At 38.6% G+C, this 24943-nt stretch carries 29 protein-coding genes (1 of these 29 cut by a window edge); 2 read left to right on the top strand and 27 right to left on the bottom strand.

From position 1 onward, the window contains the following. Nucleotides 1-64 precede the first annotated feature (64 nt). Together IGI97_RS03195 and IGI97_RS03190 are read right to left on the bottom strand one after the other, a co-directional pair. Nucleotides 65-1510 carry a L,D-transpeptidase family protein gene (locus IGI97_RS03195; RefSeq protein WP_048943714.1) on the bottom strand — a complete coding sequence of 482 codons (1446 nt, stop codon included), beginning with the start codon at nucleotides 1508-1510 and terminating at the stop codon, nucleotides 65-67. 133 nt (nucleotides 1511-1643) lie between these two features. Further along, the gene (locus IGI97_RS03190; RefSeq protein ID WP_141435639.1) at nucleotides 1644-2507 is read right to left on the bottom strand and encodes an aminoglycoside 6-adenylyltransferase; all 864 of its coding nucleotides are present in this window, start codon (nucleotides 2505-2507) and stop codon (nucleotides 1644-1646) included. Between the two features lie 121 nt (nucleotides 2508-2628). Between IGI97_RS03190 and IGI97_RS03185 the strand changes: the two genes are divergently transcribed. Beyond that, nucleotides 2629-3210, top strand: a complete 582-nt coding sequence (locus IGI97_RS03185) for a YdcF family protein (protein WP_002359392.1) — start codon at nucleotides 2629-2631, stop codon at nucleotides 3208-3210. Nucleotides 3211-3367: 157 nt separating this feature from the next. Beyond that, complete coding sequence (locus tag IGI97_RS03180) at nucleotides 3368-4312, top strand: endo-beta-N-acetylglucosaminidase (protein ID WP_002382461.1); 945 nt, start codon at nucleotides 3368-3370, stop codon at nucleotides 4310-4312. Between the two features lie 280 nt (nucleotides 4313-4592). Here IGI97_RS03180 and IGI97_RS03175 read toward each other — a convergent pair whose 3' ends face one another. The 25 genes from IGI97_RS03175 to bgsB all read right to left on the bottom strand — a co-directional run. Then, nucleotides 4593-5423: a DUF6287 domain-containing protein gene (locus IGI97_RS03175; RefSeq protein ID WP_438737971.1), complete on the bottom strand. Its 831-nt coding sequence runs from the start codon at nucleotides 5421-5423 to the stop codon at nucleotides 4593-4595. Nucleotides 5424-5657: 234 nt separating this feature from the next. Beyond that, nucleotides 5658-6377, bottom strand: a complete 720-nt coding sequence (locus tag IGI97_RS03170) for a YebC/PmpR family DNA-binding transcriptional regulator (RefSeq protein ID WP_002356305.1) — start codon at nucleotides 6375-6377, stop codon at nucleotides 5658-5660. A gap of 86 nt (nucleotides 6378-6463) precedes the next feature. Beyond that, a complete protein-coding gene (locus tag IGI97_RS03165) occupies nucleotides 6464-7651 on the bottom strand; it encodes a nucleotidyltransferase (RefSeq protein ID WP_002362361.1) in 1188 nt (395 codons plus the stop codon). Nucleotides 7652-7731: 80 nt separating this feature from the next. Further along, a complete protein-coding gene (locus tag IGI97_RS03160) occupies nucleotides 7732-8472 on the bottom strand; it encodes a class I SAM-dependent DNA methyltransferase (RefSeq protein ID WP_002356302.1) in 741 nt (246 codons plus the stop codon). Between the two features lies 1 nt (nucleotide 8473). Continuing rightward, a complete protein-coding gene (gene rsfS, locus IGI97_RS03155; protein WP_033072556.1) occupies nucleotides 8474-8812 on the bottom strand; it encodes a ribosome silencing factor in 339 nt (112 codons plus the stop codon). A gap of 46 nt (nucleotides 8813-8858) precedes the next feature. Further along, nucleotides 8859-9449, bottom strand: coding sequence for a bis(5'-nucleosyl)-tetraphosphatase (symmetrical) YqeK (gene yqeK, locus IGI97_RS03150; RefSeq protein WP_002356300.1), 591 nt, complete (start codon nucleotides 9447-9449; stop codon nucleotides 8859-8861). Further along, nucleotides 9427-10086, bottom strand: coding sequence for a nicotinate-nucleotide adenylyltransferase (locus IGI97_RS03145; protein WP_002365150.1), 660 nt, complete (start codon nucleotides 10084-10086; stop codon nucleotides 9427-9429). Before IGI97_RS03145 ends, yqeK begins: the two co-directional genes overlap by 23 nt. 17 nt (nucleotides 10087-10103) lie before the next feature. Further along, nucleotides 10104-10415, bottom strand: coding sequence for a ribosome assembly RNA-binding protein YhbY (gene yhbY, locus IGI97_RS03140; protein ID WP_002356298.1), 312 nt, complete (start codon nucleotides 10413-10415; stop codon nucleotides 10104-10106). A 23-nt stretch (nucleotides 10416-10438) separates the two neighbouring features. Further along, entirely contained in the window at nucleotides 10439-11548 is a 1110-nt protein-coding gene (gene yqeH / locus IGI97_RS03135; RefSeq protein WP_033595547.1) for a ribosome biogenesis GTPase YqeH, read from the bottom strand. Then, nucleotides 11545-12072: a YqeG family HAD IIIA-type phosphatase gene (locus IGI97_RS03130; protein WP_438737969.1), complete on the bottom strand. Its 528-nt coding sequence runs from the start codon at nucleotides 12070-12072 to the stop codon at nucleotides 11545-11547. Before IGI97_RS03130 ends, yqeH begins: the two co-directional genes overlap by 4 nt. Nucleotides 12073-12294: 222 nt before the next feature. Then, on the bottom strand, nucleotides 12295-13083 hold the full coding sequence (locus IGI97_RS03125) for an acetyl-CoA carboxylase carboxyl transferase subunit alpha (RefSeq protein ID WP_438737967.1): 789 nt from the start codon (nucleotides 13081-13083) through the stop codon (nucleotides 12295-12297). Between the two features lies 1 nt (nucleotide 13084). Then, a complete protein-coding gene (gene accD, locus IGI97_RS03120; RefSeq protein WP_002356293.1) occupies nucleotides 13085-13951 on the bottom strand; it encodes an acetyl-CoA carboxylase, carboxyltransferase subunit beta in 867 nt (288 codons plus the stop codon). Between the two features lie 94 nt (nucleotides 13952-14045). Then, entirely contained in the window at nucleotides 14046-15416 is a 1371-nt protein-coding gene (locus tag IGI97_RS03115) for an acetyl-CoA carboxylase biotin carboxylase subunit (protein ID WP_010817634.1), read from the bottom strand. A gap of 7 nt (nucleotides 15417-15423) precedes the next feature. Then, a complete protein-coding gene (fabZ, locus tag IGI97_RS03110) occupies nucleotides 15424-15849 on the bottom strand; it encodes a 3-hydroxyacyl-ACP dehydratase FabZ (RefSeq protein WP_002356286.1) in 426 nt (141 codons plus the stop codon). 3 nt (nucleotides 15850-15852) lie between these two features. Continuing rightward, nucleotides 15853-16341 (bottom strand): acetyl-CoA carboxylase biotin carboxyl carrier protein, encoded by a 489-nt coding sequence (gene accB / locus IGI97_RS03105; RefSeq protein ID WP_002397489.1) that lies wholly within the window; start codon nucleotides 16339-16341, stop codon nucleotides 15853-15855. 1 nt (nucleotide 16342) lies between these two features. After that, nucleotides 16343-17578, bottom strand: a complete 1236-nt coding sequence (gene fabF / locus IGI97_RS03100) for a beta-ketoacyl-ACP synthase II (protein ID WP_002356284.1) — start codon at nucleotides 17576-17578, stop codon at nucleotides 16343-16345. Nucleotides 17579-17596: 18 nt separating this feature from the next. Then, on the bottom strand, nucleotides 17597-18334 hold the full coding sequence (gene fabG, locus IGI97_RS03095; RefSeq protein WP_002356283.1) for a 3-oxoacyl-[acyl-carrier-protein] reductase: 738 nt from the start codon (nucleotides 18332-18334) through the stop codon (nucleotides 17597-17599). Nucleotides 18335-18337: 3 nt separating this feature from the next. Further along, entirely contained in the window at nucleotides 18338-19267 is a 930-nt protein-coding gene (fabD, locus tag IGI97_RS03090) for an ACP S-malonyltransferase (protein WP_438737964.1), read from the bottom strand. 32 nt (nucleotides 19268-19299) lie between these two features. Then, the gene (gene fabK / locus IGI97_RS03085; protein ID WP_002356279.1) at nucleotides 19300-20256 is read right to left on the bottom strand and encodes an enoyl-[acyl-carrier-protein] reductase FabK; all 957 of its coding nucleotides are present in this window, start codon (nucleotides 20254-20256) and stop codon (nucleotides 19300-19302) included. Nucleotides 20257-20392: 136 nt separating this feature from the next. After that, on the bottom strand, nucleotides 20393-20620 hold the full coding sequence (locus IGI97_RS03080) for an acyl carrier protein (protein WP_002356278.1): 228 nt from the start codon (nucleotides 20618-20620) through the stop codon (nucleotides 20393-20395). Nucleotides 20621-20672: 52 nt separating this feature from the next. After that, nucleotides 20673-21638 (bottom strand): beta-ketoacyl-ACP synthase III, encoded by a 966-nt coding sequence (locus IGI97_RS03075; protein WP_002362374.1) that lies wholly within the window; start codon nucleotides 21636-21638, stop codon nucleotides 20673-20675. A 15-nt stretch (nucleotides 21639-21653) separates the two neighbouring features. After that, complete coding sequence (gene fabT, locus IGI97_RS03070; RefSeq protein WP_002362455.1) at nucleotides 21654-22094, bottom strand: fatty acid biosynthesis transcriptional regulator FabT; 441 nt, start codon at nucleotides 22092-22094, stop codon at nucleotides 21654-21656. A 389-nt stretch (nucleotides 22095-22483) separates the two neighbouring features. Next, nucleotides 22484-22714, bottom strand: coding sequence for a YkuJ family protein (locus IGI97_RS03065; protein WP_002379802.1), 231 nt, complete (start codon nucleotides 22712-22714; stop codon nucleotides 22484-22486). A gap of 100 nt (nucleotides 22715-22814) precedes the next feature. Next, nucleotides 22815-23705: an NAD(P)-dependent oxidoreductase gene (locus tag IGI97_RS03060; protein ID WP_002356274.1), complete on the bottom strand. Its 891-nt coding sequence runs from the start codon at nucleotides 23703-23705 to the stop codon at nucleotides 22815-22817. Nucleotides 23706-23777: 72 nt separating this feature from the next. Continuing rightward, nucleotides 23778-24943 carry the 3' portion of a cell wall glycolipid biosynthesis glucosyltransferase BgsB gene (gene bgsB, locus IGI97_RS03055; protein WP_002389260.1) on the bottom strand. It continues 58 nt past the right edge of the window, so only the last 1166 of its 1224 coding nucleotides appear in the window; its start codon lies beyond the right edge, outside the window; the stop codon is at nucleotides 23778-23780.

Here is a 24943-nt window from a genome sequence, read left to right as displayed (position 1 = left end):
TCTCCAATTTTTACTTTTCAGATACACAGCTGGACCAAAGTACGGTCTTGCCTAATATCTCTTTTTATACTTCTTCGCCGTAATCTACAGGTTTATCAAATTCACCTGGTGCATCATCATAGATATGTCCATAAATAATTACCGGCATTCCGTCATAGGATACATCAAAGATTTTTGAAACTTCTGTTCCTGGCGTATTGATACAGCCATTACTACCAGCATCGGTTTTAAAGGCTTCTTTATCGCCATACTTATCCAATTTATGGTCGGAGTCATGAATCCCGATTTGTGTGACAACGCCCCCTTGACTTAATAACGGCATCCAATATTTTACTGGCACACTGTATCGAGAACCATCAAGCATTTGACCTTCTAAATTCACATCGGTTGTCCGATATAAAATTGTATGGAATCCTGGTACTGTTGCGGTTCCTTTGTTATATCTGCCAGTAATGACATCTGTGGTGACTATTTTTTTGCCATCAATGAAACAATACATTTTTTGATCTTTTAAATCAATTTCAATGTAATTATTGGCAATTTTACTATTTTCTTTGGTATCACCAACCAACGGAGCAGTGATTGCATTCGTTTGTTCTTGGCTATTCAGCGCGTTTACTAGTAGTTCTTGCGTTTTGGTCCCATCAATCGACCAGCCATAACTTCCGTTGTTTTTAAAACGACGTGTCGTGCCGTGAACATCTGTAAATAAAACTGGTTGATTAGCAGAACCATATGTTGTTTCTAATTGTGTCACCCAAGTAGTTAGTTTTTCTTTGTTGATTGTGCCATCATCATTCAGCACGTTTTGAATTTGTGTTTTATCAAAGGCTACTTTTTCACCATTAATATCAACTGTAATTGTTTTATTTAACTTGTTATTGAGCGTTGTCAATGTTGCCTTTAACGTTTGATCCTCTTTTGTAATTTCAGGGGCTTTATAAAAATCTTTGGCGTTGTATTGATAGTTGCCTTTTCCCGCTTCAACATCCGCAATAATCTGCTGATTTAAGCGCTGTGTGTCCACTACTGTGCCTTGTTCTTCGGGAACAATTTCAAAAGTGCCATTGCCTCGACGGATACTCGCATTTTTGCTTGGTTTCCCCTCTGGAAAACTCAAAGTTGCTAATTTGGCTTCTAGTTCTTTTTTGAATGCCTCGTTTAACGGTAGCTTCACCTTGCTACTGTGTAAATGGTCTTTTAAAAATTTTTGATCCAATTGGTATTTTTTAGGAAGTTGAATTTTTTCTTCTTTTGTCCCCGTTTGAACCACAACTTCTTCGGTTTGATTCACTTGCGCTAATTTTTCTTCTGCAGCATTTACATTTAACCAGCCTACAGAAACTCCATTTACTTTTGTGGTTGGTAAAAAGTGACTTTGAAAATAAACATAGCTGCCCCCAGCAACCAGAGCTAGTCCAACCAAAGAAGTAATAATTACTTTCTTTTTATTATTTTTTCCTGATTTTTGACGACGTGTATTACGCATTTGCATTTCTTCTTTTTTCATTTGTTCATCCTTTATATCAATAATTTTAGGTTTATTTCTTAGAGACTATGCAACAAACAACTGCGGTAATAGGTTCCCTTTCTCTCGCAGATTAATTTTTTCAATTATACACTATTTCTACGTTGTTTTCAGCTTATTTTCCTTGTAAATCCTTTAATCTTAAAGAATTTGTATACTCTGTGACTTTTTTTGCTTCTTGTAAATGATACGTAAACTGGGCCATTTTAGCAAAATCCTGAGCGACGACGTCAAAAAAGGCTTGTGTCTTTATTAAGCTGTTCCAACAAGCTTCTTTACTAGAAAAATCCAGCAACGATGCTAATTGATCCATCGTGTCAGGAGTGACATAATTTTTCAGATACTTAAATTGTTTCCCAACAGAAATTGGCTCTGGTTCCTGCCAAGCCGCTTGCCAAGAAAGCAAGCGCAACAGTTCCTGCTGACAATATTCATAGAGATGTGTGACAGCGTAAAATAGTTCATTCCGACAAAGTCCCTTAACTACATACGTACTAACCCACCAAAATTCATTGCAACAATCGTTAAACTGCTGCTGATTCGGAACTGTTACTGTATAATTTTTATCAGATGCTACAGGTAAAGGCGGCAAATTTTCATCTTTGTCTAACAAGATAATTGCTAAAGAATCGCCTTCATGCCAATTGTCTTTTTCTGCGAGAGGACATAACGTTAAATCGATACGTTGGCCATCTTCAAATAACATTAAAAATGTTTCCCGCGTCTTCGGTTCTATGGGAAATAAGGTCATTTCCTTGGGACGTTGCATAATTAATGGTTGACCAAATTTTGCTGTCCACGTTGCTGTTTCAAACAACTCAGCACATGGTTCTACAATATAAACAATGTCGAAATCTTGAAAACTATCTTTTGGCGCTTTCACATTCGTACGAGAACCCACCATTCCCACGGCTCGAATGTGTTCTTCTTGTTTTGCTACATCCATAATAAGTTGAAACATTTCTTCTTCTGTACGCATTCACTCGCTCCCTCTCTTCAAAAGTTTCTATTAAAACATAGATTTTTTTATAAGTCTTTTGTTTTCTATCGCTTTTTCTATGGTACTTCGTATACACTAACATTACAAGGAGGGATGTTTCATGCATTGGTTAAAAATAACAAGTTTATCCATTGTCAGTTTTGGCTTTTGTATTCTTTTGATTTTAGGTCTACTTATTTTTACTGGCAAAAATACGCAACCCACCGATAAACCAGATGCTATTTTAATTTTAGGGGCCCGTGTTTTAGGGACGTCTAAAGAAACCGCACTGCCCAGCCGTGTTTTGCAAGCTCGGTTAGATGTGGCTATCCCCTATATTAAACAACACCCCGAGACACCCGTTATTGTTAGCGGAGGGCAAGGAGCAGATGAGCCGGCTACGGAAGCCGCGGTTATGAAACAATACTTGCTAAATAAAGGTGTTCCAGAAAAACAGATTCTCTTAGAAAATCGTGCCACACGCACCAAAGAAAATATTGTCAATTCACAAAAACTCCTTTCTTTTAAACGGCTAGTGATTGTTACTAGTGACTTTCACATGTACCGCTCGCAACTTTTAGCCAAGCGAGCAGGCATCTCAAATGTTTCAGGCATCACTGCGGCTTCTTCTTTTCCAAAAGATATCAAAAATTTTGGTCGAGAGCTGCTTTCTTTAGGCTATGCCTTACTCTTTGATTGGTAAAAGAGCGTCCTTCGCAAGACCATTTTGCGAAGGACGCTTTTATATTCTGTGGATTTGCTCACTTTTGTTCTCTTCTTCTTGTGTTTAAATTATAAAAATGATAACATATCTTTGTTAGCGCTTACAAACAATATTTATTTTATAGGAGGAGAAAGTTATGGGGCATCAATTGAGCACTCATTTTTTTAACAAGAAAACAGGGATTATTTCAACTTTTTTAAGTTTGATCCTTTTAGTCGGTGGGTTATTGTTTGCACTACCTGCATTTGAAGTACAAGCAGCATCAACTGTTACACCTAAAACAGTCATGTATGTAGAAGTAAACAACCACGATTTTAACAATGTGGGAAAATATACTTTAGCTGGAACCAATCAACCTGCTTTTGATATGGGGATTATTTTTGCAGCCAATATTAATTATGATACGGTCAATAAAAAACCTTACTTATATCTAAATGAACGGGTCCAACAAACTTTAAACGAAGCTGAAACACAAATTCGTCCAGTTCAAGCACGCGGCACTAAAGTCCTATTGTCTATTTTAGGCAACCATGAAGGTGCTGGCTTTGCTAATTTCCCAACTTACGAAAGTGCGGATGCCTTTGCAGCTCAATTAGAACAAGTCGTTAATACGTATCATTTAGATGGTATTGATTTTGATGATGAGTATGCTGAATACGGAAAAAATGGGACGCCTCAACCAAATAATTCTTCGTTCATTTGGTTACTTCAAGCCTTAAGAAATCGCTTAGGCAATGATAAATTAATTACTTTTTATAATATTGGACCAGCGGCTGCGAACTCTTCAGCTAATCCTCAAATGAGTTCTTTAATTGATTATGCTTGGAACCCTTATTATAGTACCTGGAATCCACCACAAATTGCAGGTATGCCTGCTTCTCGTTTAGGTGCTTCTGCCGTTGAAGTTGGTGTCAATCAAAATCTAGCTGCGCAATATGCCAAACGTACAAAAGCGGAGCAATATGGTATTTATCTAATGTATAACCTCCCAGGAAAAGATTCATCTGCGTATATCTCGGCGGCGACACAAGAACTTTATGGTCGAAAAACGAACTATTCACCAACTGTTCCAACACCTTAATTATTATCTCGTGTCTACAAGCGCCAACATGTAAAGAGTTAAAAGCCAGCTTACTACAAGCTGGCTTTTTGGTATCTTGAGCGAATCGTTTTGAACATAAAAAAGACCCGCCCTTTGGGTAAGGACGGGAAAGGAGTTAAAAATGAAAAAGTGTTTTGTGTTGTTAAGGTTGTTTGTTGATATGCTTATATCTTACAAACTAAATGTGAAGATTTTGTGATCATTTCATTCTTATTTTGCTACTTTTATAGGAATTAAATAGATTGCCACTAGACTATCTTTAGTTGCCTCGTGCATCCGTTATTCTGACTGCTCCTTGTGGTGATACTCTGTAAAAACCGACAGTCCCTGTCCCTCCATTTGCAACCATCTGTTTCGATTGGGCTCTAAAAAAGAAGTCATTTCCATTCATACCCAAAAATCCAAGGTTCGTATCATTATTTTCTGCATCAGTCAGTGTCTTTCTAATATATGTCTCTGCTTTTTCTTGTGTATCGATGATTTTTGCCTCTTCATTTTGGTCTTGATTTTCCTCTTCAGAAGAACGATAGTAATACTCTTCCGCAGGATAATTTCCACTATCTTGAGTAATTAACAATCGCGGTTTCGTCTTATCCGATTGGTCGCCGTTAGGATTTTCAACACCAATTCTATATAATAATAGCGCAGCACCAGTAGGCCCCCACCTAATACTTAAGCTTGTAATTGGTCGCGACTCATCAGTAGGTGAATCCTTCGTAATCATTCCTCCGGTATTTGTGCTACCATCAGGATGAATGATCAAACTCTCTCCTTTACCATTTTTCCATGTTCCAACTAAAGTAGTAAAATCGCCAGCATTAATCGCTGTAGTATCTAAATCAGCTGTGGTTAGCTGACTGTTGTTTTCATCAGCTGCAGACTCTTCACTTTTCACTGATTCGTTAGACTCGACACTGCTGCTCGCTTGTTCGTTTGTCTTATCAATTGTTTCACTCGTTTTTTCATTCGTCTCTTCAACTTTAGAGGATGCCTCCGTTGAAGCGGTCACTTTCTTTTCTTTTGGTTCCCGACAAGCAGTTAATGATAAAACCGCTAGCCCGACAAAAAACGCGAACATTCCCTTTTTCACGCCTATTCACCCCGTTCAATGATCTATCTTACTAGACTATTGTACTATTAATTCAACTGTTTAGACAAATATTTATGGAACAGACAAAAGTTGAACCTGTCATTGAATGCTTTGTGTCACATGGACCTATCAATCAACTTTCTTTTTTCTATGTATTATATGAAAAAAAGTGAGCCATCAGTCAAAATGACCGATGGCTCACTTTCTAAATCTTAAAACAAACGAACAAATGGATTATTCAGGTAAATCTACATTATGATGAACTTTTTGAACATCTTCTAAATCTTCTAAAACGTCTAACATTTTTTCAAAGTTCGCTAAATCGTCGCCTTCTAATGTTACTTCGTTTTGTGGAACCATTTCTAACTCAGTAACCGTGAATTCTTCAATGCCTTTTTCTTTTAACGCTTCTTGTGCATGGTGGAAATCTTCTGGTTCTGTGTAAACGATAATTTGACCGTCTTCTTCAACAACATCGCGAACATCAATGTCTTTTTCCATTAAGTATTCTAAAATTTCATCCGCATCGTCACCAGCAAAGCCAATGATACCTGTATTATCAAACATGTAGGAAACAGCACCGCTGACACCCATGTTTCCGCCGTTTTTACCAAATGCGGCCCGTACATCTGCTGCTGTTCGGTTCACGTTGTTTGTTAAAGCATCAACAATGACCATTGAACCATTTGGCCCAAATCCTTCATAGCGTAATTCAGAATATTGTTCATCTGCTGAACCTTTTGCTTTTTCAATAGCGCGATCAATAATATGTTTTGGTACATTGTATGTTTTGGCGCGTTCGATTACAAACCGTAATTTTTGGTTTGCATGAGGATCAGGGTCTCCTGACTTCGCTGCTACGTAAATTTCAATCCCGAATTTTGCATAAACACGGCTATTGTTTGCGTCTTTGGCAGCTTTTTTCTCTTTAATATTTGCCCATTTACGGCCCATATTCTCACTTCGCTTTCTCTGATTTGTTGTTAGTATCTTATCCCTTGTTTATTATACTGGGGAAACTGATTTTTGTTAAGTATTTTTTAGGTATCTGGCGAAAATCGTAAGGGAAACCGACCAAAATTTTGTTCTTTTAAAGAAGAATCTCCCATCTGATATAGTTGATTGGCGCGAATATCTAACGAAAGCATTGCGCGGTTTTCTTTAGATACTTTGGAAATTACCGGCAATTGAATCTGTGCTTTGGTTTCTTTTAGATAAGCTTGTCCCTTTGGCGTAAATCCTAGCACATGGAGATAACTGTTTTGCCAAACAGTTTCAACTTCTTCTTTGGTCATATTTAACAATATATAGGTTGCTAATCGTTGCAACCTTGTCCAAGTATAACGCTTCGTTTTCATACGTTCCATTAATTCGTGAAAAGAACCTGCTGCTTGGATTTGATCTTTTAGTCGATATTCAAGTCCTTCCGTCATTTGGTAAATGGCTTGTAACTCTTCTAACGAGGATTGAACAATTTTATACTTTAGGAAGGGCCAATAGTTTTCCCATGAAATCATTGTCTGTGTTTGTAAATGTTGTGCGGTTATAGAAGGAACCGTTGGCAGCACTTGCGTTATTTCTTGTTGAAAAACACTTTGCCTAATCGCCGTGGCGCTAGCAACTTTCCCAGAAATCGTTGCATCATGAAAGCCCGCTTGTTTTCTAGCAATTGGGTAGAGCGTCATCGGGGTTGGATACGTGGCATTTTCCTTTGCATAACTCATCCCCAAAATATGATTAGGCGAAGAAAAATCAAACCTGCTTTCAGGATATACTTGACGAAAAACAGCAGTCATTTTTTGTGGATAACTCAATTGTTTGTCTGTCAATGCGTGAAACGTTTGATCAATTAAGGATTGGTTTTCTTGGACAAACTGGCCGAAAGCCGCATAATCAATTGCACTTGTACTATCTGTTCCAAAACATAAGCTCTCACATTGCAACGCCTGCAATAATTTTATACCGCCTTTGGCAAAGTAATCCGCAGACTGTACCGACCAAGCTGTCGGCAATTCAATGACTAAATCCACACCATTTTGCAAAGCTTCTTCTGCTCTGGCCCACTTATCTAGTAAGGCTGGTTCTCCTCTTTGTAAAAAATTTCCACTCATTATAGCAATCACTACTTCAGCTCCGCTTTGTTGGCGAGCTTGTTGGGCATGATAGCGATGTCCATTATGAAAGGGATTATATTCCACGATAATGCCACAGGCTTTCACTCTAGCCACCTCCGTTATAAAAAAATGGACTTATCAGCAAAGAGACAAACGTTTTTAAGCGCTGTCCCAAGCTCATAAGCCAAATCTTATTAATCTCTTTGACAAACAAAGAACCAGCGTTCACTTGTTTCAGTTGGTGCTTCATCTGTAAAGTCTGCATAAACTTTGACGTTCATGAAACCAGCACTTTCTAACATTCGTAAATAGTTATCTAACGAATAGGTTCGTTCTTGATGCAATTCATCATACCGAACAAAGTGCTCATCTGTTTCCTGTTCTTTCACAAAAAATGTTAAGAAATGTTCGATGCTGTGTTCTTTTTCACCAGCGTAACTATCCCATAGAAAAGCAAATTCTTCTGTTTGATAATGATAGCTATATTCTGGAAAAACTGAATCAATTTTGTAAGTAGAATGAACATCAAAAATGAATGTTCCTTCCTCTTCTAACGCTTGATAAACTTCATCGAACACTTGTTGTACTTCTTGGCGATTAGCCATATAGCACAGTGAATCAGAAAAACAAGTGATGGCTTGGTATTGTCCCACTTCAGATAAATCTAGCATATTTCCCTGAACAAATTGAACTGGTACTTCTTCTTCAAAGGCTCGTTCACTAGCAATCATCAACATTTCTTCTGATAAGTCTAAGGCCGTCACATCGTAACCACTTTTCGCAAAATCAACTGCTAAAGCGCCTGTGCCACAAGCCATTTCAAGAATTTGTTGGGTTCCCTGTGGGAGATGACGATTGGAAAAATCCAACCATTTTTGGTATAGGCTTTCGTCCATCACTTCGTCATAGACGAAAGCAAACGTTTCATAGGCCATTTTAGTCGACCCAAGCGCTTAGATCAACCATTGGGGCATCTGACCATAATTTTTCTAAGTTGTAAAAGGCACGTTCTGAAGATTGGAATACATGGACAATAACATCGCCTAAATCGATTAAAATCCATTTTCCGCCTTCTTTACCTTCCACACGTTTGACTTCTACTTGATTTTTGGCTTCTTGTTCGTTAATTTCATCAACAATCGCATTGATTTGACGTTCACTATTGGCTTGGCAAATTAAAAAATAATCTGCTAATAATGAAATCTCTCTTACGTCTAATGCGACAATTTCTTCTGCTCGTTTTGAATCTGCTGCTTTGACAGCAATTTCTAAAATTTTCTGGCTATCTATGATAGTTCCCTCCTAGTAATTCTTTCTTCTTTTATTTTTGATTAACGACCCATTGATTGTAGGTCTCTAACGTTTTTGGATAAATTTTATGTTCTTGTTCAATCAAATGTAACAAGGTATGTTTCGTCTCATAAGCAACCGCTGCATCTAAGTCAACAAGGGCAATTTCACGGGCTTCTTTCACACCTGGAAAATCACGTCCTGGTTCAATGTAATCTGCTACATAAATAATTTTATCTAGCAAGCTCATCTTAGCAGCCCCAGTTGTATGCACACGAATTGCCTGCAAGATTTCTTCGTCATCAATGGCTAATTCCCGTTGAACAATATCCGCCCCAACTAAGCCATGCCAAATTTCATTGCCATAGTTTAATAAAGCCAAATCAAAACCATCTCGGCGAATAATCAACTCGAATTCATCGTTTGGACGTTCTTTGGCGTAATCATGCGTCAAAGCAGCAATACTTGCTTTGGCTTCATCGGCACCATATTTCGCTGCCAAGGCCACAGCTGTTTCCTCGACTCCTAACACATGGCGAAAGCGACGTTCACTCATTTGCATTTGAACTTTTTGCATTAATAATTCACGTTGTGCAGCATCATAATTTGTTATCCAGCTCATCTTGATACAGTCCCTTCTCTTGAATATAGTTTATCACATTCTCTGGAAGAAGATAGCGTGTTGAGCAACCACTTTTGACTTTTTGTCTAATCAAAGTGGAACTAATCGCCATCTGCGGAACATCGACCCAAATAATTGGATAGGTAGATTCCGTTGGATAATTAGGACGCCGAATGCCGACAAATTGAACTAAATGGAGTAAGTCATCAATCCGATGCCATTTGGGCAAGTATTCCACCATATCTCCACCAATTATAAAATAATAATCAGTATCTGGATTGGCTTCTTTTAAAGCTTTCATCGTATCATATGTGTAACTTTTGCCTTTGCGAATTAATTCAATTGGCTCAATATCTAAGCAGGGATTATCAGCCACTGCTAGTTCTAACATCGCTAACCGATGTTCACTGCTAATTGTTTTCTTTTCGTCTACATGTGGTGGTAAGTACGTAGGCATTAAGTAAACTTTGTCCAAACCTAGTTGATTTTGAACTTGATCGGCCATGACAAGATGTGCTAAATGAACGGGATTAAAATTACCACCTAACAAGCCGACTTGCTTTCTTGTTTGAAAACGTAACGGTTCCTCTTGCAAGAGAACGTCCGCTCCTTGACGCGCTTGTCTTTTTTCTCCCATTGTTCATCCCTCCAATATTAAATCTCTTTGACTGCTGCTGAAATTTTTTGATATTTTTCTTTACTTGATGGCTTGAATAAGACCAACACGCGACCAATAATTTGTACCACATCGCAATGAATGGCTGCTGTTAGTTCTTCTGCAACCTCTTCTGCTACTTCATCTGTATTTTGTAATAACGTGATTTTAATCAATTCACGTTTTTCCAACGCTTCATCAATTTGTGTAATCATTGCGTCATTCAAACCACCTTTGCCTACTTGAAAAATAGGTTGTAAATGATGTGCCTGACTACGTAAATAACGTTTTTGTTTTCCTCTAAGTTTCAAATTGTTTGCCTTCTCTCTAAAATTTAAATTAATGCTTTTCTACGTAAAACATCGACACCTTTAGGCGCCCAACCAGCGACTACACCAGGTTCTGTGACAGTAATCCAACCTAGACCAGCAAACACAATATCCGTTTTTTCTTTCACGGAAAATTCAAAGCGCACTAATTCAGGAAACTCAGCGACTTCATCGGCACGTGGGGGCTGCAATAAGCCACCAACATGTTTTTCATAAAAAGCATCGGCGGTTGCTGTTTTTGTTCGGTGTAAATTTAAGTCATTGGAAACGTAGGCAATGAAGGAACTTTTAGCACCTTGGACATAATCAAAGCGAGCCAAGCCACCTAAAAACAAGGTTTGTTCAGCATTTAATTGGTAAACTTTCGGTTTGATTTCTTTTTGCGGTGCAATAATTTTCAAGTCTTTTTTACCTAGGTAATGTGCCATTTGATGACGGTGAATAATTCCGGGCGTATCGATTAAGAAGTGGCCATCGTCTAATGGAATTTCAATTTTATCTAGCGTTGTTCCAGGAAATTGTGATGTCGTAATCACATCTTGAACACCCACTGTTTGTTGAATGATTTGATTGATTAATGTTGATTTTCCAACATTGGTCACACCTACGACATAAACGTCTCGGCCTTCACGATATTTTTCGATTGTATCTAATAACTCTTGCATTTCTTGTGGTTTCTTGCCACTTGTTAGTAAAACATCAACAGGGCGTAATCCTGCTTCATGGGCCCGTTCTCTCATCCATTGAACCATTTTAGGTTTTTTTAATGATTTAGGCAAAATATCCACTTTATTGCCAACTAACAACACAGGATTATCTCCGATAAAACGATGTAGTCCTGGAATAAGAGAGCCATTAAAGTCAAAAATATCCACTACGTTCACAATCAGTGCATCTTCTGTTCCTAAACCATTCAATAAACGTAAAAAGTCATCGTCGGTTAATTGGACATCTTGAATGTCATTATAATGTCTTAAGCGAAAACAACGTTGGCAATAAACTTCCCCTGTTTCCATTCCTTTTTCGAAAGCTGTTTTTGGTGTATAGCCTAATTCATGAGGATTTTCCGTTTGGATAATCGCACCACAGCCAATACAATGAACTGCCTCTGTCATTCTAATCCGCCTCTCCATGTCATTTCTGGATGTTTTTTTGATAAGTATTTCATAATTTTCCGTTCAAAGAACCGATTGATTCTAGTATTCCAGCCATCTGTATCGACAATCGGTTGAACTAAAACATTGCGTATACACGCTGCGTTAGCTCCCCGAATATCTGTCATAATCTGATCGCCGACCATTAACATTTCAGATGGCTTCAAGCCTAATTTTTTTTCTGCTAATTTGAAGCCACGTGCGGTTGGTTTCAAGGCACGTGCTACATAATCTAAGTCAAACTTTTCAACAACGCGTTTAATCCGGCTGTCTTTGTTGTTTGAAACAACGAGGACAGTAATTCCTGCATTTTTCATTTCTAATAACCAAGTTTTTAATTCTTCTGTTCCATCGGGATTATTCCAAGCAATTAACGTATTATCTAAGTCAGTTAGTACTGCCTTAATCCCTAGTTTTTTTAATTGTGCGGGGGTAATTTTATAAATCGCATCAATCATCCATGTCGGTTTATATTTTGAAAACATCGTGACTCCTCTCACTGACACTATGTAGTTTCTTCGATTTTAAGAGACTGAAACATAACTAAACAATTATGCTTCAGTCTCTACCTATTGTATTATACTGCATTTTACTGAAAATTTCTATAAAGGACGGTCGTTCCTTGTAAAAGAACAAGTAAAATAAAAGAAAAAAATAAAAAAAGCCACCCATCAACCCCTGAAAAGTTCGTTGATGAGTAGTAACTTCTAATATTTGCGAAAACGTTGGTATCTTTTTTCTAGTAACGTTTCCGTATCTAATTTAGCTAATTCAGTTAATTTTGAAATGAACGCTTTTTGTAACATGCGATTAATTTTTGCTTGTTCCAGAGGCCGACCGTTCATAACTTCTGGAATTACTTTATCTACAATAGCTAATTCCTTCAGCTCTGTCGCTGTGATTTTCATCAATTCTGCTGCTTCTTTCGCACGACTGCCATCTTTCCACAAAATAGAGGCGAAACCTTCTGGCGAAAGAACCGCATAAATCGTGTGTTCCAACATCCAAACTTCATCTGCGACTGCTAAAGCTAAAGCACCGCCACTGCCGCCCTCACCAATGATGACTGAGATGATTGGCACTTTCAAATCAGACATTTCTAACAAGTTTTGCGCAATGGCTTCCCCTTCTCCTCGCTCTTCGGCACCAATTCCACAATAGGCACCAGCAGTGTTCACAAAGGTAATGACTGGGCGGTTAAATTTTTCCGCTTGTTTCATTAAACGTAACGCTTTGCGATACCCTTCAGGATTAGGTGAACCAAAATTACGTTCAATATTTTCTGGTAGATTTCGGCCTTTTTGGATACCTACCACTGTAACTGGTTTCCCTTGCAAAGTAGCAACACCACCGACTACAGCTAAATCATCGGCAAAGTAACGATCCCCATGAAATTCTAAAAAGTCCTCAAAAATTGCTTCTATATATTCTAAAGTTGTCAAACGATCTTGGGCTCTTGCCAAGGTAACAACATCATTGGCTGTTTTCTTTTCCATGTTAGCGCCACCCTTCCAAAGAATGTAAACGTAACAAGTCGCTCAATCGTTGACGCAAAAGATTTCTTGGCACAATCTGATCTACAAAACCATGTTCTAAAAGAAACTCGGCCTTTTGAAAATCATCTGGCAACTCTTGACGAATCGTTTGTTCAATTACACGGCGGCCAGCAAAACCGATTAAACTCTGAGGCTCTGCCAAAATAATATCGCCATCCATCGCAAAACTTGCGGTAACACCGCCAGTCGTTGGATCAGTCAATACCGTAAGATACAGCAGCCCTGCTTTGTTATGCCGTTGCAAAGCGGCCGAAATTTTCGCCATTTGCATCAATGAAAAAATTCCTTCTTGCATACGGGCACCACCAGATGCAGTGAAAATCACTACTGGTAAATGCTTTTCCGTCGCCCGCTCAAACAAGCGTGTGATTTTTTCACCAACAATCGTTCCCATACTGCCCATGATAAAATTAGCGTCCATGATTCCAATTGCAACAGCTTGTCCTTCAATTGTTGCTTCTCCCGTTAAGACAGCTTCATCTAGCCCAGTTTTTTCTTGCATTTTTTCAATTTTTTCAAGATAACCAGGAAAATTTAGTGGATCTTTTGTCACTAATTCACTGTCCCAATTGTGGAAACTTTTTTCATCAACGGTTATCGCTAATCGTTCCCATGCACCAATCCGAAAACTATAGCCACAATGCGGACAGATTTTTTCTGCACCCATTTCTTTTGTATACAGTGTTCGCTTACAAGAAGGGCATTTTGCCCACATATTATCTGGAACAGAAGGCTTCTTTGATGCATCATTTGCATCAGCACGATTTGGATTAATGCGAATGTAATTTTTCTTTTTAAATAATGCCATTTGCTTACTCCTCGTATTTTAGCGGCAAGAGCACAGCTTCTTTCAAAAGATCAATGATCTTTCCAAGCAAGAGAGCTCTTGCGGCGTTCTTTCTTTAATGATTGCTTTCTGGCTCCCAATTTGGTAGAAATGTTTCTTGTAAAAAGCTTGTGTCATAGTCACCTGTCAAAACATTGTCATGTGTAATTAAATCCAATTGGAATTCGGCATTCGTAATAATACCTTCTGTTACAATTTCATTTAAAGCCCTTTGCATTTTCATCAAGGCATCAAAACGATTTTCACCATGTACAATGACTTTCGCAATCATTGAATCATAATAAGGTGGAATTGAATACCCTGAATACATAGCGCTGTCTACACGCAAGCCCATTCCACCACTAGGCAACAAGAGATTTTGAATTTTACCTGGTGAAGGAGCAAAATTAAAGGCAGGATTTTCAGCGTTAATTCGGCACTCAATCGCATGCCCAGTCATGGTAACATCCTCTTGGGTATAGCCTAAAGGTTCACCTGAAGCAATTTCTAATTGTGCTTTGACTAAATCAATCCCTGTTACCATCTCCGTAACTGGATGTTCGACTTGGATGCGGGTATTCATTTCCATGAAATAAAAGTCGCCAGCTGGATCCATCAAAAATTCAATGGTTCCGGCATTTTCATAATGCACAGCTTGGGCTGCTCGAACGGCCGTTTCGCCTAACATCTGACGCTTTTCTTCAGAAATAGCAATCGATGGTGATTCTTCTAACACTTTTTGATTATTTCTTTGTAGTGAGCAATCACGTTCCCCTAAGTGAATCACATGCCCATATTGATCACCTAAAATTTGCACTTCGATATGACGTGCTGGATAAATAATTTTTTCTAAATACATATCATCATTACCAAATGCGGCTTTGGCTTCTTGCTGCGCTGAAGTAAAGTGTTTCGGTAACTCTTCTTTTGAAAGAACTTTTCGGATTCCTTTTCCGCCACCACCAGCAGCTGCCTTTAACATCACTGGGTAACCAATTTCTTCAGCAATCGTCAACGCTTCTTCGACAGAATTAATGACGCCATCACTCCCAGGAATAACAGGTACCTTGGCTTTTTGCATCAGTTGACGTGCGTTTATTTTATTGCCCATTGCATCAATCGTTTCTGCTTTAGGACCGATAAAAGTAATGTTGCATTCTTCGCACATTGAAGCAAATTGACTATTTTCAGATAAGAAACCAAACCCTGGATGAATCGCTTCAGCATTGGTAACAATCGCTGCACTTAAAACAGCTTGAACATTTAAATAAGAATCAGTTGCTTTCGCCGGTCCAATACAAATGGCTTCATCTGCTAACTGTGTGTGTAACGCTTCTTGATCCGCTTCAGAGTAAACAGCAACTGTTTGGACGCCTAATTCGCGACAGGCACGAATAATACGAACAGCGATTTCTCCGCGGTTTGCGATTAATACTTTCGAAAACATTTTTCACCTATCCAATCATAAAGGTTAATTCAGCCTCGGCAACTTTTTTTCCATTAACTTTTGCCACACCTTTACCCATTCCAGCAGAAGCGCGGACTTTTAAAAGTTCAACCTCTAAAATTAATGTGTCGCCTGGTGTTACCTTTTGTCTAAATTTTGCTTTATCTAATCCACCAAAGTATGCCGTTTTCCCTTTGAATTCAGGCATTGAAAGTAATGCCACGGCGCCTGCTTGAGCCAACGATTCAATAATTAAAACTCCTGGCAAAACAGGATTCCCAGGAAAATGACCTTGAAAAACTTGCTCATTAACCGTTACATTCTTTTTCGCTACAACACGTTCCCCAGGAATAACTTCTTCAACACTATCTAATAGTAAAAAGGGATAGCGATGTGGTAAAATTTCTTGAATTTCTGTAATTGTTAATTTCATGTTTTATTCTCCTTTAGCAACTCGGAATAGCGGCTGACCAAATTCAACCACATCTTCATTGTTGACTAATACTTCAGTAATCACACCGTCAACTGTCGCCGTAATTTCATTCATTAATTTCATCGCTTCAACGATACACACAACGTCACCCGTTTTAACAGTATCTCCTACTTTGACAAAGTTTTCTTTATCTGGTGCTGGTTGTAAATAAACGATTCCTACAATGGGTGACGTAATTTCTTCTGTCTTTTCATTGGCTGTTGGTGTATTGGTTGGCGTTTCTTCAACGACAGAAACTGTTTCAACAGGCACTGACACACCACTAGCGGCTACTGGTGTTTCTTGTGGTTGCGCCACTGGTTCTACGGCACTTCGTCCAGAAACTGTATTTTTATTCATATATAATTCAAACGAGCCTTCTCGTAAATCAAATTCGGTTAAAGTTGATTGATCAAATTGTGTTAATAATGCTTTTACTTCTTCTAACTGCATGTTAATCCTCCCAGCGTTTTAAGCAAATAACTGCATTGTGGCCACCAAAGCCTAGCGAGTTACTTAAAGCATAATCAAATTTATGCTCTTTGCTTTCGTTTAAAACAACGTTCACCGTAATTGCTTCATCTTGATTTTCCACATTAATGGTTGGCGGAATAAATTGATGTTGTAAAGCATTTAGGGTAGCAATTCCTTCAATTCCACCAGCGGCGCCTAAGAGATGTCCCGTCATACTCTTCGTACTACTTACATACGCCGTTTTTGCGGCATCACCTAAAGCCAATTCAATTGCTTTAGATTCTGCACTGTCATTGGCTTGTGTGCTTGTTCCATGGGCGTTAATATAGCCAATTTTTTCTGGAGAAATCCCCGCTTCTTCCATTGCTAGTACCATGGCTTTCGCTGCGCCGCTCCCATCTGGTGTTGGTGATGTCATATGATAGGCATCGCAATTAGCACCATAGCCAACCACTTCACCTAAAATAGTTGCGCCTCGTTCTAGAGCATGATCTAATGATTCTAAAATAAAGACACCCGCTCCTTCTCCCATCACAAATCCACTACGTTCTTTATCAAAGGGAATTGAGGCTTTTTCTGGGTCAGTCGCCTTTGTTAAAGCGGTTAAGGAAGCAAATCCTGAAATACCGATTTCTGTAATAGGCGCTTCTGCTCCACCGGCAATAATGACATCGGAGTAGCCATGTTTGATATTGCGGAACGCTTCCCCAATTGAATGAGTTGCACTAGCACAAGCCGTCACTGTTGAAGTACAAATTCCTTTGGCACCAACACGTAAAGCAATATTTCCCGCCACCATGTTTCCAATCGCCATTGGAATAAATAACGGTGCCACACGTTCAGGTCCTTTGTCGTGCATCCGAATTACTTGATTTTGAATTGTTTCTAAACCACCAATCCCGGAACCCACCATAACGCCAAACCGATCCACATCTAGTTGACTGGTATCCAAGCCACTCATAGCCATTGCTTCTAAGGCCGCATAAATGCCAAATAACGAAAACTTATCCATGCGTTTGCCATCTTTTTTAACAAAATATTTTTCCATTGGAAAGTCTTTCACTTCAGCTGCTAAGGTGACACCTGTTTCACTAACATCAAATTTACTAATCGGTCCGATACCATTTTTCCCTGTTTTCAAACTTTCTAAAAAAGTCTCAGGTTCATTGCCAATCGGCGAGGTGACACCGTAACCGGTAATAACTACTCGATTCATCCTTTTGACTCCTTTCGTTTATCCGTGCATGACTAAGCCGCCATCAACATTCACGACTTGCCCAGTAATATAGGGACTTTTAGCTAAGAAAATCGCTGTAGCTGCGACATCTTCGACTTGCCCAAACGTTTGTAAGGGAATTTGCGCATTCATTTGTGTTTTAACTTTTTCCGATAAAACATCCGTCATTTCTGTTTGGATAAACCCTGGTGCAATCGCATTGCAGGTAATACCGCGCGGCGCAACTTCTCGTGCCACCGATTTAGTAAAACCAACGACACCCGCTTTACTCGCAGCGTAGTTTGCTTGACCAACATTTCCCATTAAACCGGAAACGCTAGCCATATTAATAATCCGACCACTTCGTTGTTTCATCATACGCTTAACCGCTTGTTGGGTCATGTTAAAAGTTCCTACCAAGTTAATATCTAAACAGGCATTAAAATCCTCTTTTGTCATTCGTAATAATAATTTATCATTCGTAATCCCAGCGTTATTCACCAGAATATCAATCGAGCCTAATTGGTCAACGGTTGCTTGAATCATCTCACCTGCTGCATCAAAATCAGAAATATCTCCAGAAAGGCCAATACATTTTACCCCAAAGGCTTCAATTTCTTGTCGTTGTTCTGGCGTAATCTCACTCCGACCGTTTAAAACAATATTGGCGCCCTCTTTCGCAAAAGCCAATGCAACTGCTTTGCCAATCCCACGAGTGCTTCCAGTAATAAATACGTTTTTTCCTGTTAATTCCATTTTTTACCTCCCAGTAAGTGCTGTTAACGTTTCTGTTAATGTTGCAACATCTTCCACACGGTGCATTTCAATTGTTTTGTCAATTTTTTTAACAAAACCAGTTAATGTTTTCCCTGGACCAACTTCAATCATCGTTCCCACGTTCATAGCCTTCATCGTTTCGATACTGTCTTCAAAACGTACCGCAGACATGACTTGCTTTTCCAATAACGCTTGAATTGCCTCTTGGGGCATAATTTCGGCAGTCGTATTACTAATGACAGGAATTTGCATCGTTTGAAAGTTCAATTTTGCTAAATCCTGAGCCAATTTTTTTGATGCTGGTTGTAACAGCGCCGTATGGAAAGGGCCACTCACATTTAACGGAATCATTCGCTTTACACCAGCTTCTTTGAGAAGTGTCATCGCTTGATCAACAGCAGTAACCTCACCACCAATCACGATTTGTTGTGGTGTATTATAATTTGCTGGAGCCACAATTCCGAAAGCACTGGCTTCTTGACAGGCTTTTTCAATTACTTCACGCTCAGCATTCATGACAGCAACCATTTTGCCAGTCCCTTGTGGTGCCGCTTCTGTCATGTACTGACCGCGCTTTTGGACCAAGGCCACTGCTTCTGAAAAACGCAAAGCCCCGCTGGCAACCAATGCGCTATATTCCCCTAAGCTTAAACCCGCTACGACATCAGGCGTTAGTCCTTTTTGTTGCAAAAGACGGTAAAATGCGACACTGACTGTCAAAATAGCAGGTTGCGTATATTCTGTTTCATTTAAACGTTCATTTTCAGTAAAACAAAGTTCTGCCATCTCATAACCTAAGATATGACTTGCTTCATCGAAGGTTTCCCGAACAATCGCTTCTTGGTGATATAATTCTTCACCCATCCCTTGATACTGGGCTCCTTGTCCACTAAATAAAATCGCTGTTTTCATACGACACCTCATTTTTTGTTAAAATTATTCACTTAGCCCCAACGCTGATTCATCTTATGTACAATCGCTTTGCATTCAGACATGAGTGAATCAATGATTTCTTGGGCTGTTTCTTCTTTTTTTATTAACCCGGCAATTTGTCCCGCCATGACGGAACCGTAATCCATATCCCCGTCAACGACAGCTTTGCGTAAAGCGCCCTGACCAATTTTTTCAAACATTTCTAAATCAGGCACTTCTTTTTGGAGTTCTTGCTTTTCTAATTGATTATATTGAGCGGTTAATTTATTTTTTAAAGTACGCACTGGATGGCCAAAATGTTGACAGGTAATTACTGCATCTAAATCACGTGCCTTTAAAACTTTCTGTTTATAATCTGGATGAACGTTGCATTCTTTGGCAATTAAAAAACGTGTACCTAACTGGACTGCTTCAGCACCCAACATAAAGGCAGCAGCCATACCACGACCATCACCAATCCCACCTGCTGCAATCACAGGAATTGACACGGCGTCAACGATTTGCGGTAAGCCACTCATAGTGGTTAATTTGCCAATATGTCCACCAGCTTCCATTCCTTCAAAAATGACAGCATCGGCACCAATCTTTTCCATTCTTTTTGCTAAAGCAACAGAAGGAACTACTGGTATTACTTTAATGTTATGTTCTTTAAAACGAGCCATGTATTTGGCTGGATTGCCCGCACCTGTCGTTACGACAGGAACCTGTTCTTCACAAACCAAATCGACAATTTCATCGGCAAAAGGTGAAAGTAACATGATATTGACACCAAAGGGTTGTTCCGTTAATTCTTTAACTTTTTTAATTTCTTTTTTTACGACTTCTTTTGGGGCATTGCCGCCAGCAATAATCCCTAATCCACCAGCGTTTGACACGGCACTTGCTAATGAAGCATCGGCTACCCAAGCCATACCGCCTTGAAAAATGGGATAATTAATTCCAAGCAACTCACATAACTGTTGATTCATTGATTTTATACGTCCTTTAGTTCTAAGATAAGTACACTTCATTCAAGTAAAAAAGGATTTTTCCAGCTTATTTACTTGTTTTTTTAGGGACTGGGTCATTTAGCAATTAAATGTCCCAGCCCCCTATTTTCATGTATTAGTTTGCTTGTTGTTTTTCTACATATGTTACTAAATCTTGAACGGTTTGGATGCCATCTTCTGTTTCGATTTTCACATCAAATTCATCTTCGATTTCGTTAATGATTTGGAATAAATCTAAGCTATCCGCGTCTAATTCTTCTTGAATGTTTGTAGTTAATTGTACCTCTTCAGCATCTTTTCCTAATTCTTCTACGATAATTGCTTGAATTTTTTCAAATACCATGTGTATATTCCTCCAAAATAGTCATTTTCTTCATTTATATGTGAACAGTTTTTTACAGCGTTAGGAGCAGTGAGCCCCATGTTAAGCCGCCGCCAAATCCTGTTAGCACCACGCGTTGTTGGGAACCTAAAATTAAGGTCCCATTTTCAACTGCTTCATCCAACAAGATGGGAATGCTAGCAGCTGAGGTATTGCCATATTTATCCATATTCGTTAAAAACTTCTCGCGGGAAATCTTCGTCTTACGTGCAATTTTATCGATAATGCGCACATTTGCTTGATGTAGTAGAAGATAATCCACGGTTTCGTCCGTCACGAGGGATAAAATATTTTGTGAAACATCTTTAATCGCAAAATCAAAAATACTACGTCCTTCCATCTGTAGCGTCTTACTAGCCTGCTCATGCCCCTGATAAAAAGGACTTTCGTTGATCGTGTAGCCTGACGTTAAAGCCGCCCACCGTTGTCCATCTGCTTGTAATTTTTCATCTAGAAAATGCGGTGTCTCAGCCGCTTCAATCAAGACGCCGGCAGCCCCATCACCGAAAAGCACCGCTGTGGAACGATCGGTCCAATCCAACATTTTGGAAAATGTTTCGCCACCAATTACTAGACCTGTTTGATAACGACCACTTAAGACTAGTTTTTCTGCCATGCTTAAGGCATAGACAAAACCAGAACACGCTGCACTGATGTCAAAAGCAAAGGCCTCAGTGGCGCCAATTGCGCCTTGCACTTGGCAAGCAACAGAAGGCATATTGAAATCTGGTGTCACTGTTGCGACTAAAATAAAGTCAATCTCACTTGCTTGCTTTCCAGATTTTTCCAATAACTGTTTTGCGACTTGATGACATAAATCAGACGTATTTTCTTGCGTAACGATACGACGTTCACTAATGCCTGTTCGCGAATGTATCCATTCATCAGAGGTATCCATCATTTCACTCAGTTGGTGATTCGTGACACAATTCTCTGGAACATAACGGCTTGTACAACTAATTCGTGCATAATTCTTCATGGGGATCCTCACTTTTTATTTGTATTCTTGCAAGAAATCATGAAGATTTTTTAGTGCTCTTAACAGCGCTTGTTCTTCTTCTTGCTCCATGCCTTTCAAAATGTTTTTAACCATTTCACGATGAAAATGCTGATGGACTCTAAAAAGTAATTTTCCCTTTTTGGTTAAGCCAAGCTTTACTACACGTCGATCATCTTCACTACGCAAACGTTCAACATAGCCTTTTTTAACTAAGTTGTTAATCGCTACAGTAAGTGTTCCGACGGTAATTGACAGTTCCTTGGCTACTTCTGAAGACGTTTTTTTCTTGTACATACCAATTGCTTCGATTGTGTGCATCTCCGTAATGGATAAATCATTAAATTGTGATTTTTTCAATTCAGATTCTTCAATCGTTAAGATGTCATTAAAGACACTGACTAAGTAATCGTTGACTGTTTCTAAATTAGGTTCCATTCTGTGCACCATCCATATACTTTGATTATCAAAACATTTGATGTTCAAACTATATCGTAAATAAGCAAAGAATGCAAGAGAATTTTCTATATTTTTAATGAAATATTCTTCAAATATTTCAAAAAAGGCGCATTTTCAAGGGACGAGGCTTTTAAAAAAAAGATCAATTACTTTGATACCCAAACTATTTTCACAAAAAAAGGAAAGAAGTGCAACTAAAAAGCATCACTGGCACTCCCCTGATTGAGAAGTGCCAGTGATTTTTGTTATATAATTCTTAAACTCCCACTAAGCTATTGCTACAACTTGACTGGATAATACGAGAAGAGAGTGAACCAGAAGCTTTGGTGCTTCTACTCCACTCCCTTATTAAAATGTAGGACGATTAATTATTGAATTAAGTCGTAAATTTCCATTGCTACAATATCGATGTTATCGAATTGATAGCTTTGGTGCGTATCAGATTCTGTTAATTCAAATGTTTCTGTTGATTTATCAAAACTTACAATACATTTCTCTACGCCTTCACGTTCAAAGCGGCGTACTTGTACTTCATTATCTGCTGCTTCGATCATTGCTTCCAGTCTCTTAATAATCGCCACAAGTTGTGAATGTTTCATCAGTGGGCCTCCTTTTGCAAACTAGTTCTGTACCATTGTAACAAAACATTGCCTAACTTGCATGATTTTTCGTCATTTTTTTTGATTTTTTTGTTGTTCTTTAATTTTTATTCGTTGGTTGCTTGCCATCTGTCCACCAAAGCTTAATTAAGGCCTGTGTGCCATCATTTTCAAACCCTTTATCTGCAAGGCTTTCATATAATTCTGTCGCTTTTTGCGTCGCTGGTAATGGAAGGTCAAGTTTTTTTGCTTCATCTAACGCAATCTTTAAATCTTTGATAAAATGTTTAACAAAAAAGCCTGGCGTATAATCTTCTTTTAAAATACGTGGTCCATAATTACTTAATGACCAGTTTGCAGCACTGCCACCACCGACTGTTTCCAGAACTTTTTCTAAAGTTAATCCTGTCGCATTTGCATAAACGAGCATTTCAGTCAAACCGGTCATTGTGCCTGCAATCATTAACTGATTCGCCATCTTAGTATGTTGCCCTTTTCCAGCTGAGCCGTGTAGCATAAACGTTTTACCAAATGTTTTGAAAATTGGTAAGACGGTGTCATAACTTTCTTGATCGCCACCAACCATAATTGTTAAAGTACCATTTTTAGCACCTAAGTCACCACCAGAAACTGGCGCATCCAACGCATGAGCACCCACTTCTGCTGCTTTTTTGGCAATCTTTTCAGCCAAGGTCGGCGTACTTGTGGTTAAATCTACTACTATTTTACCTGTAAGATCTGCTTGAAAAATCCCTGTTTCATTAAAATACACGCCTTCAACATCTGAAGGAAAGCCAACCATTGTAAAAATGATATCACTCGCTTCCGCAATTGCTTTTGGCGTATCATACCAAACTGCTCCTTCAGCAACTAAATCATCTGTTTTACTTTTTGTTCGATTGTAAACATTGACAGATAAATTGTTTTTCATCATGTTACGAATAATTGATTTTCCCATGACACCCGTTCCAATAAAGCCGATTTTAGACATAGTAGCTTCCTCCGTTCTTAAAATAAAAAACTTTCCTCCTTCAGTATAAACGAAGGAGGAAAGTTTTGCAGTTTATTTTCTTAAAGATGTAAATTTTACTTTAATTTTTTTAATTGAGTCCGCATTTTCTTTTTCCATTTGAAGTTGATCAAAGTAAATCAATGTGTCTTGATAAAATTCAATCATTTTGTTGCCAAAGTTTGTAGAAGAAATTTCAAATAATTTTTCATCTAAAATAGTTTGGTCCATTTTAATATTTGCTTGTATATAGTCAATCAATGTTGGGGCAAAATCACTGTCTGTCTTAAAAGTTTTGCCTAAGCTTTCATGATCAAATAAATTATTTAAATAGGCGTTCCCTTCTGCAACACATTGAACGCCAGCAGCCATCGCTTCTGTATAAGTTAAGCCTTGTGTTTCCGACGTTGAGGCGCTGACAAAATAGTCAGCAGCTTTATAATAAATGGCGACTTCTTCATTTGGCACTTCACCCGTAAATTGAACGTATTCACTGACTTCTAGTTCTTCTGCTAATTCTTTTAAATCCTCTAGATAGGGACCATTTCCAACTATTACTAAACGAGTTTGTGGTAATTTTTCAATAATTTGTGGTAACCCTTGAATAATTGCTTGAATATTTTTTTCATAAGAAATTCGACTTAACGATAACAACATAATCTGTTGCTCTTCAATACCTAGTTGTTGACGCATTCCAGCGATCATTTCTTCAGTAATATCGGGACGTAAAAACTTATCAATTTCGATCCCTGTTGGAATAATTCTCATTGGTGCGGTCACTCCATAATCCCGTAATTTTTCAATTACACGTTCACTGGGACAAACAACACCTGTCGTATGATTTGTAAACACTCTTGAAAAGAATTTAACATGTGATGGACGGACAACTTTTCCTTTAGCAATATAATGTAAGTAATCTTCATACATCGTATGATACGTATGGATGACAGGAATTTTCATTTTTTTCCCAACCATTTTCCCTAAAATACCCGCACCAAATTCAGTATGTGTATGAATTAAATCTAATTCCAATTCTTTGGCAATTAAATAGGCGTACCACATGCCGCGAACCACTACTCGGCGATCTTTAAAAGATACGAATGGCACACTAGGCATTCGTATGACATCTTCTTCAAAATCAGTCGCGTTAGGATCGGTTGTCGTAAAAATATACACTTCATGGCCGTGCTTTTCTAATTCATCTTTTAAGGTCTTAATAG

It is taken from the genome of Enterococcus sp. DIV2419 (assembly GCF_051711865.1).
GTDB lineage: Bacteria > Bacillota > Bacilli > Lactobacillales > Enterococcaceae > Enterococcus > Enterococcus faecalis.
This window is presented reverse-complemented; position numbering and strand designations above follow the sequence as displayed.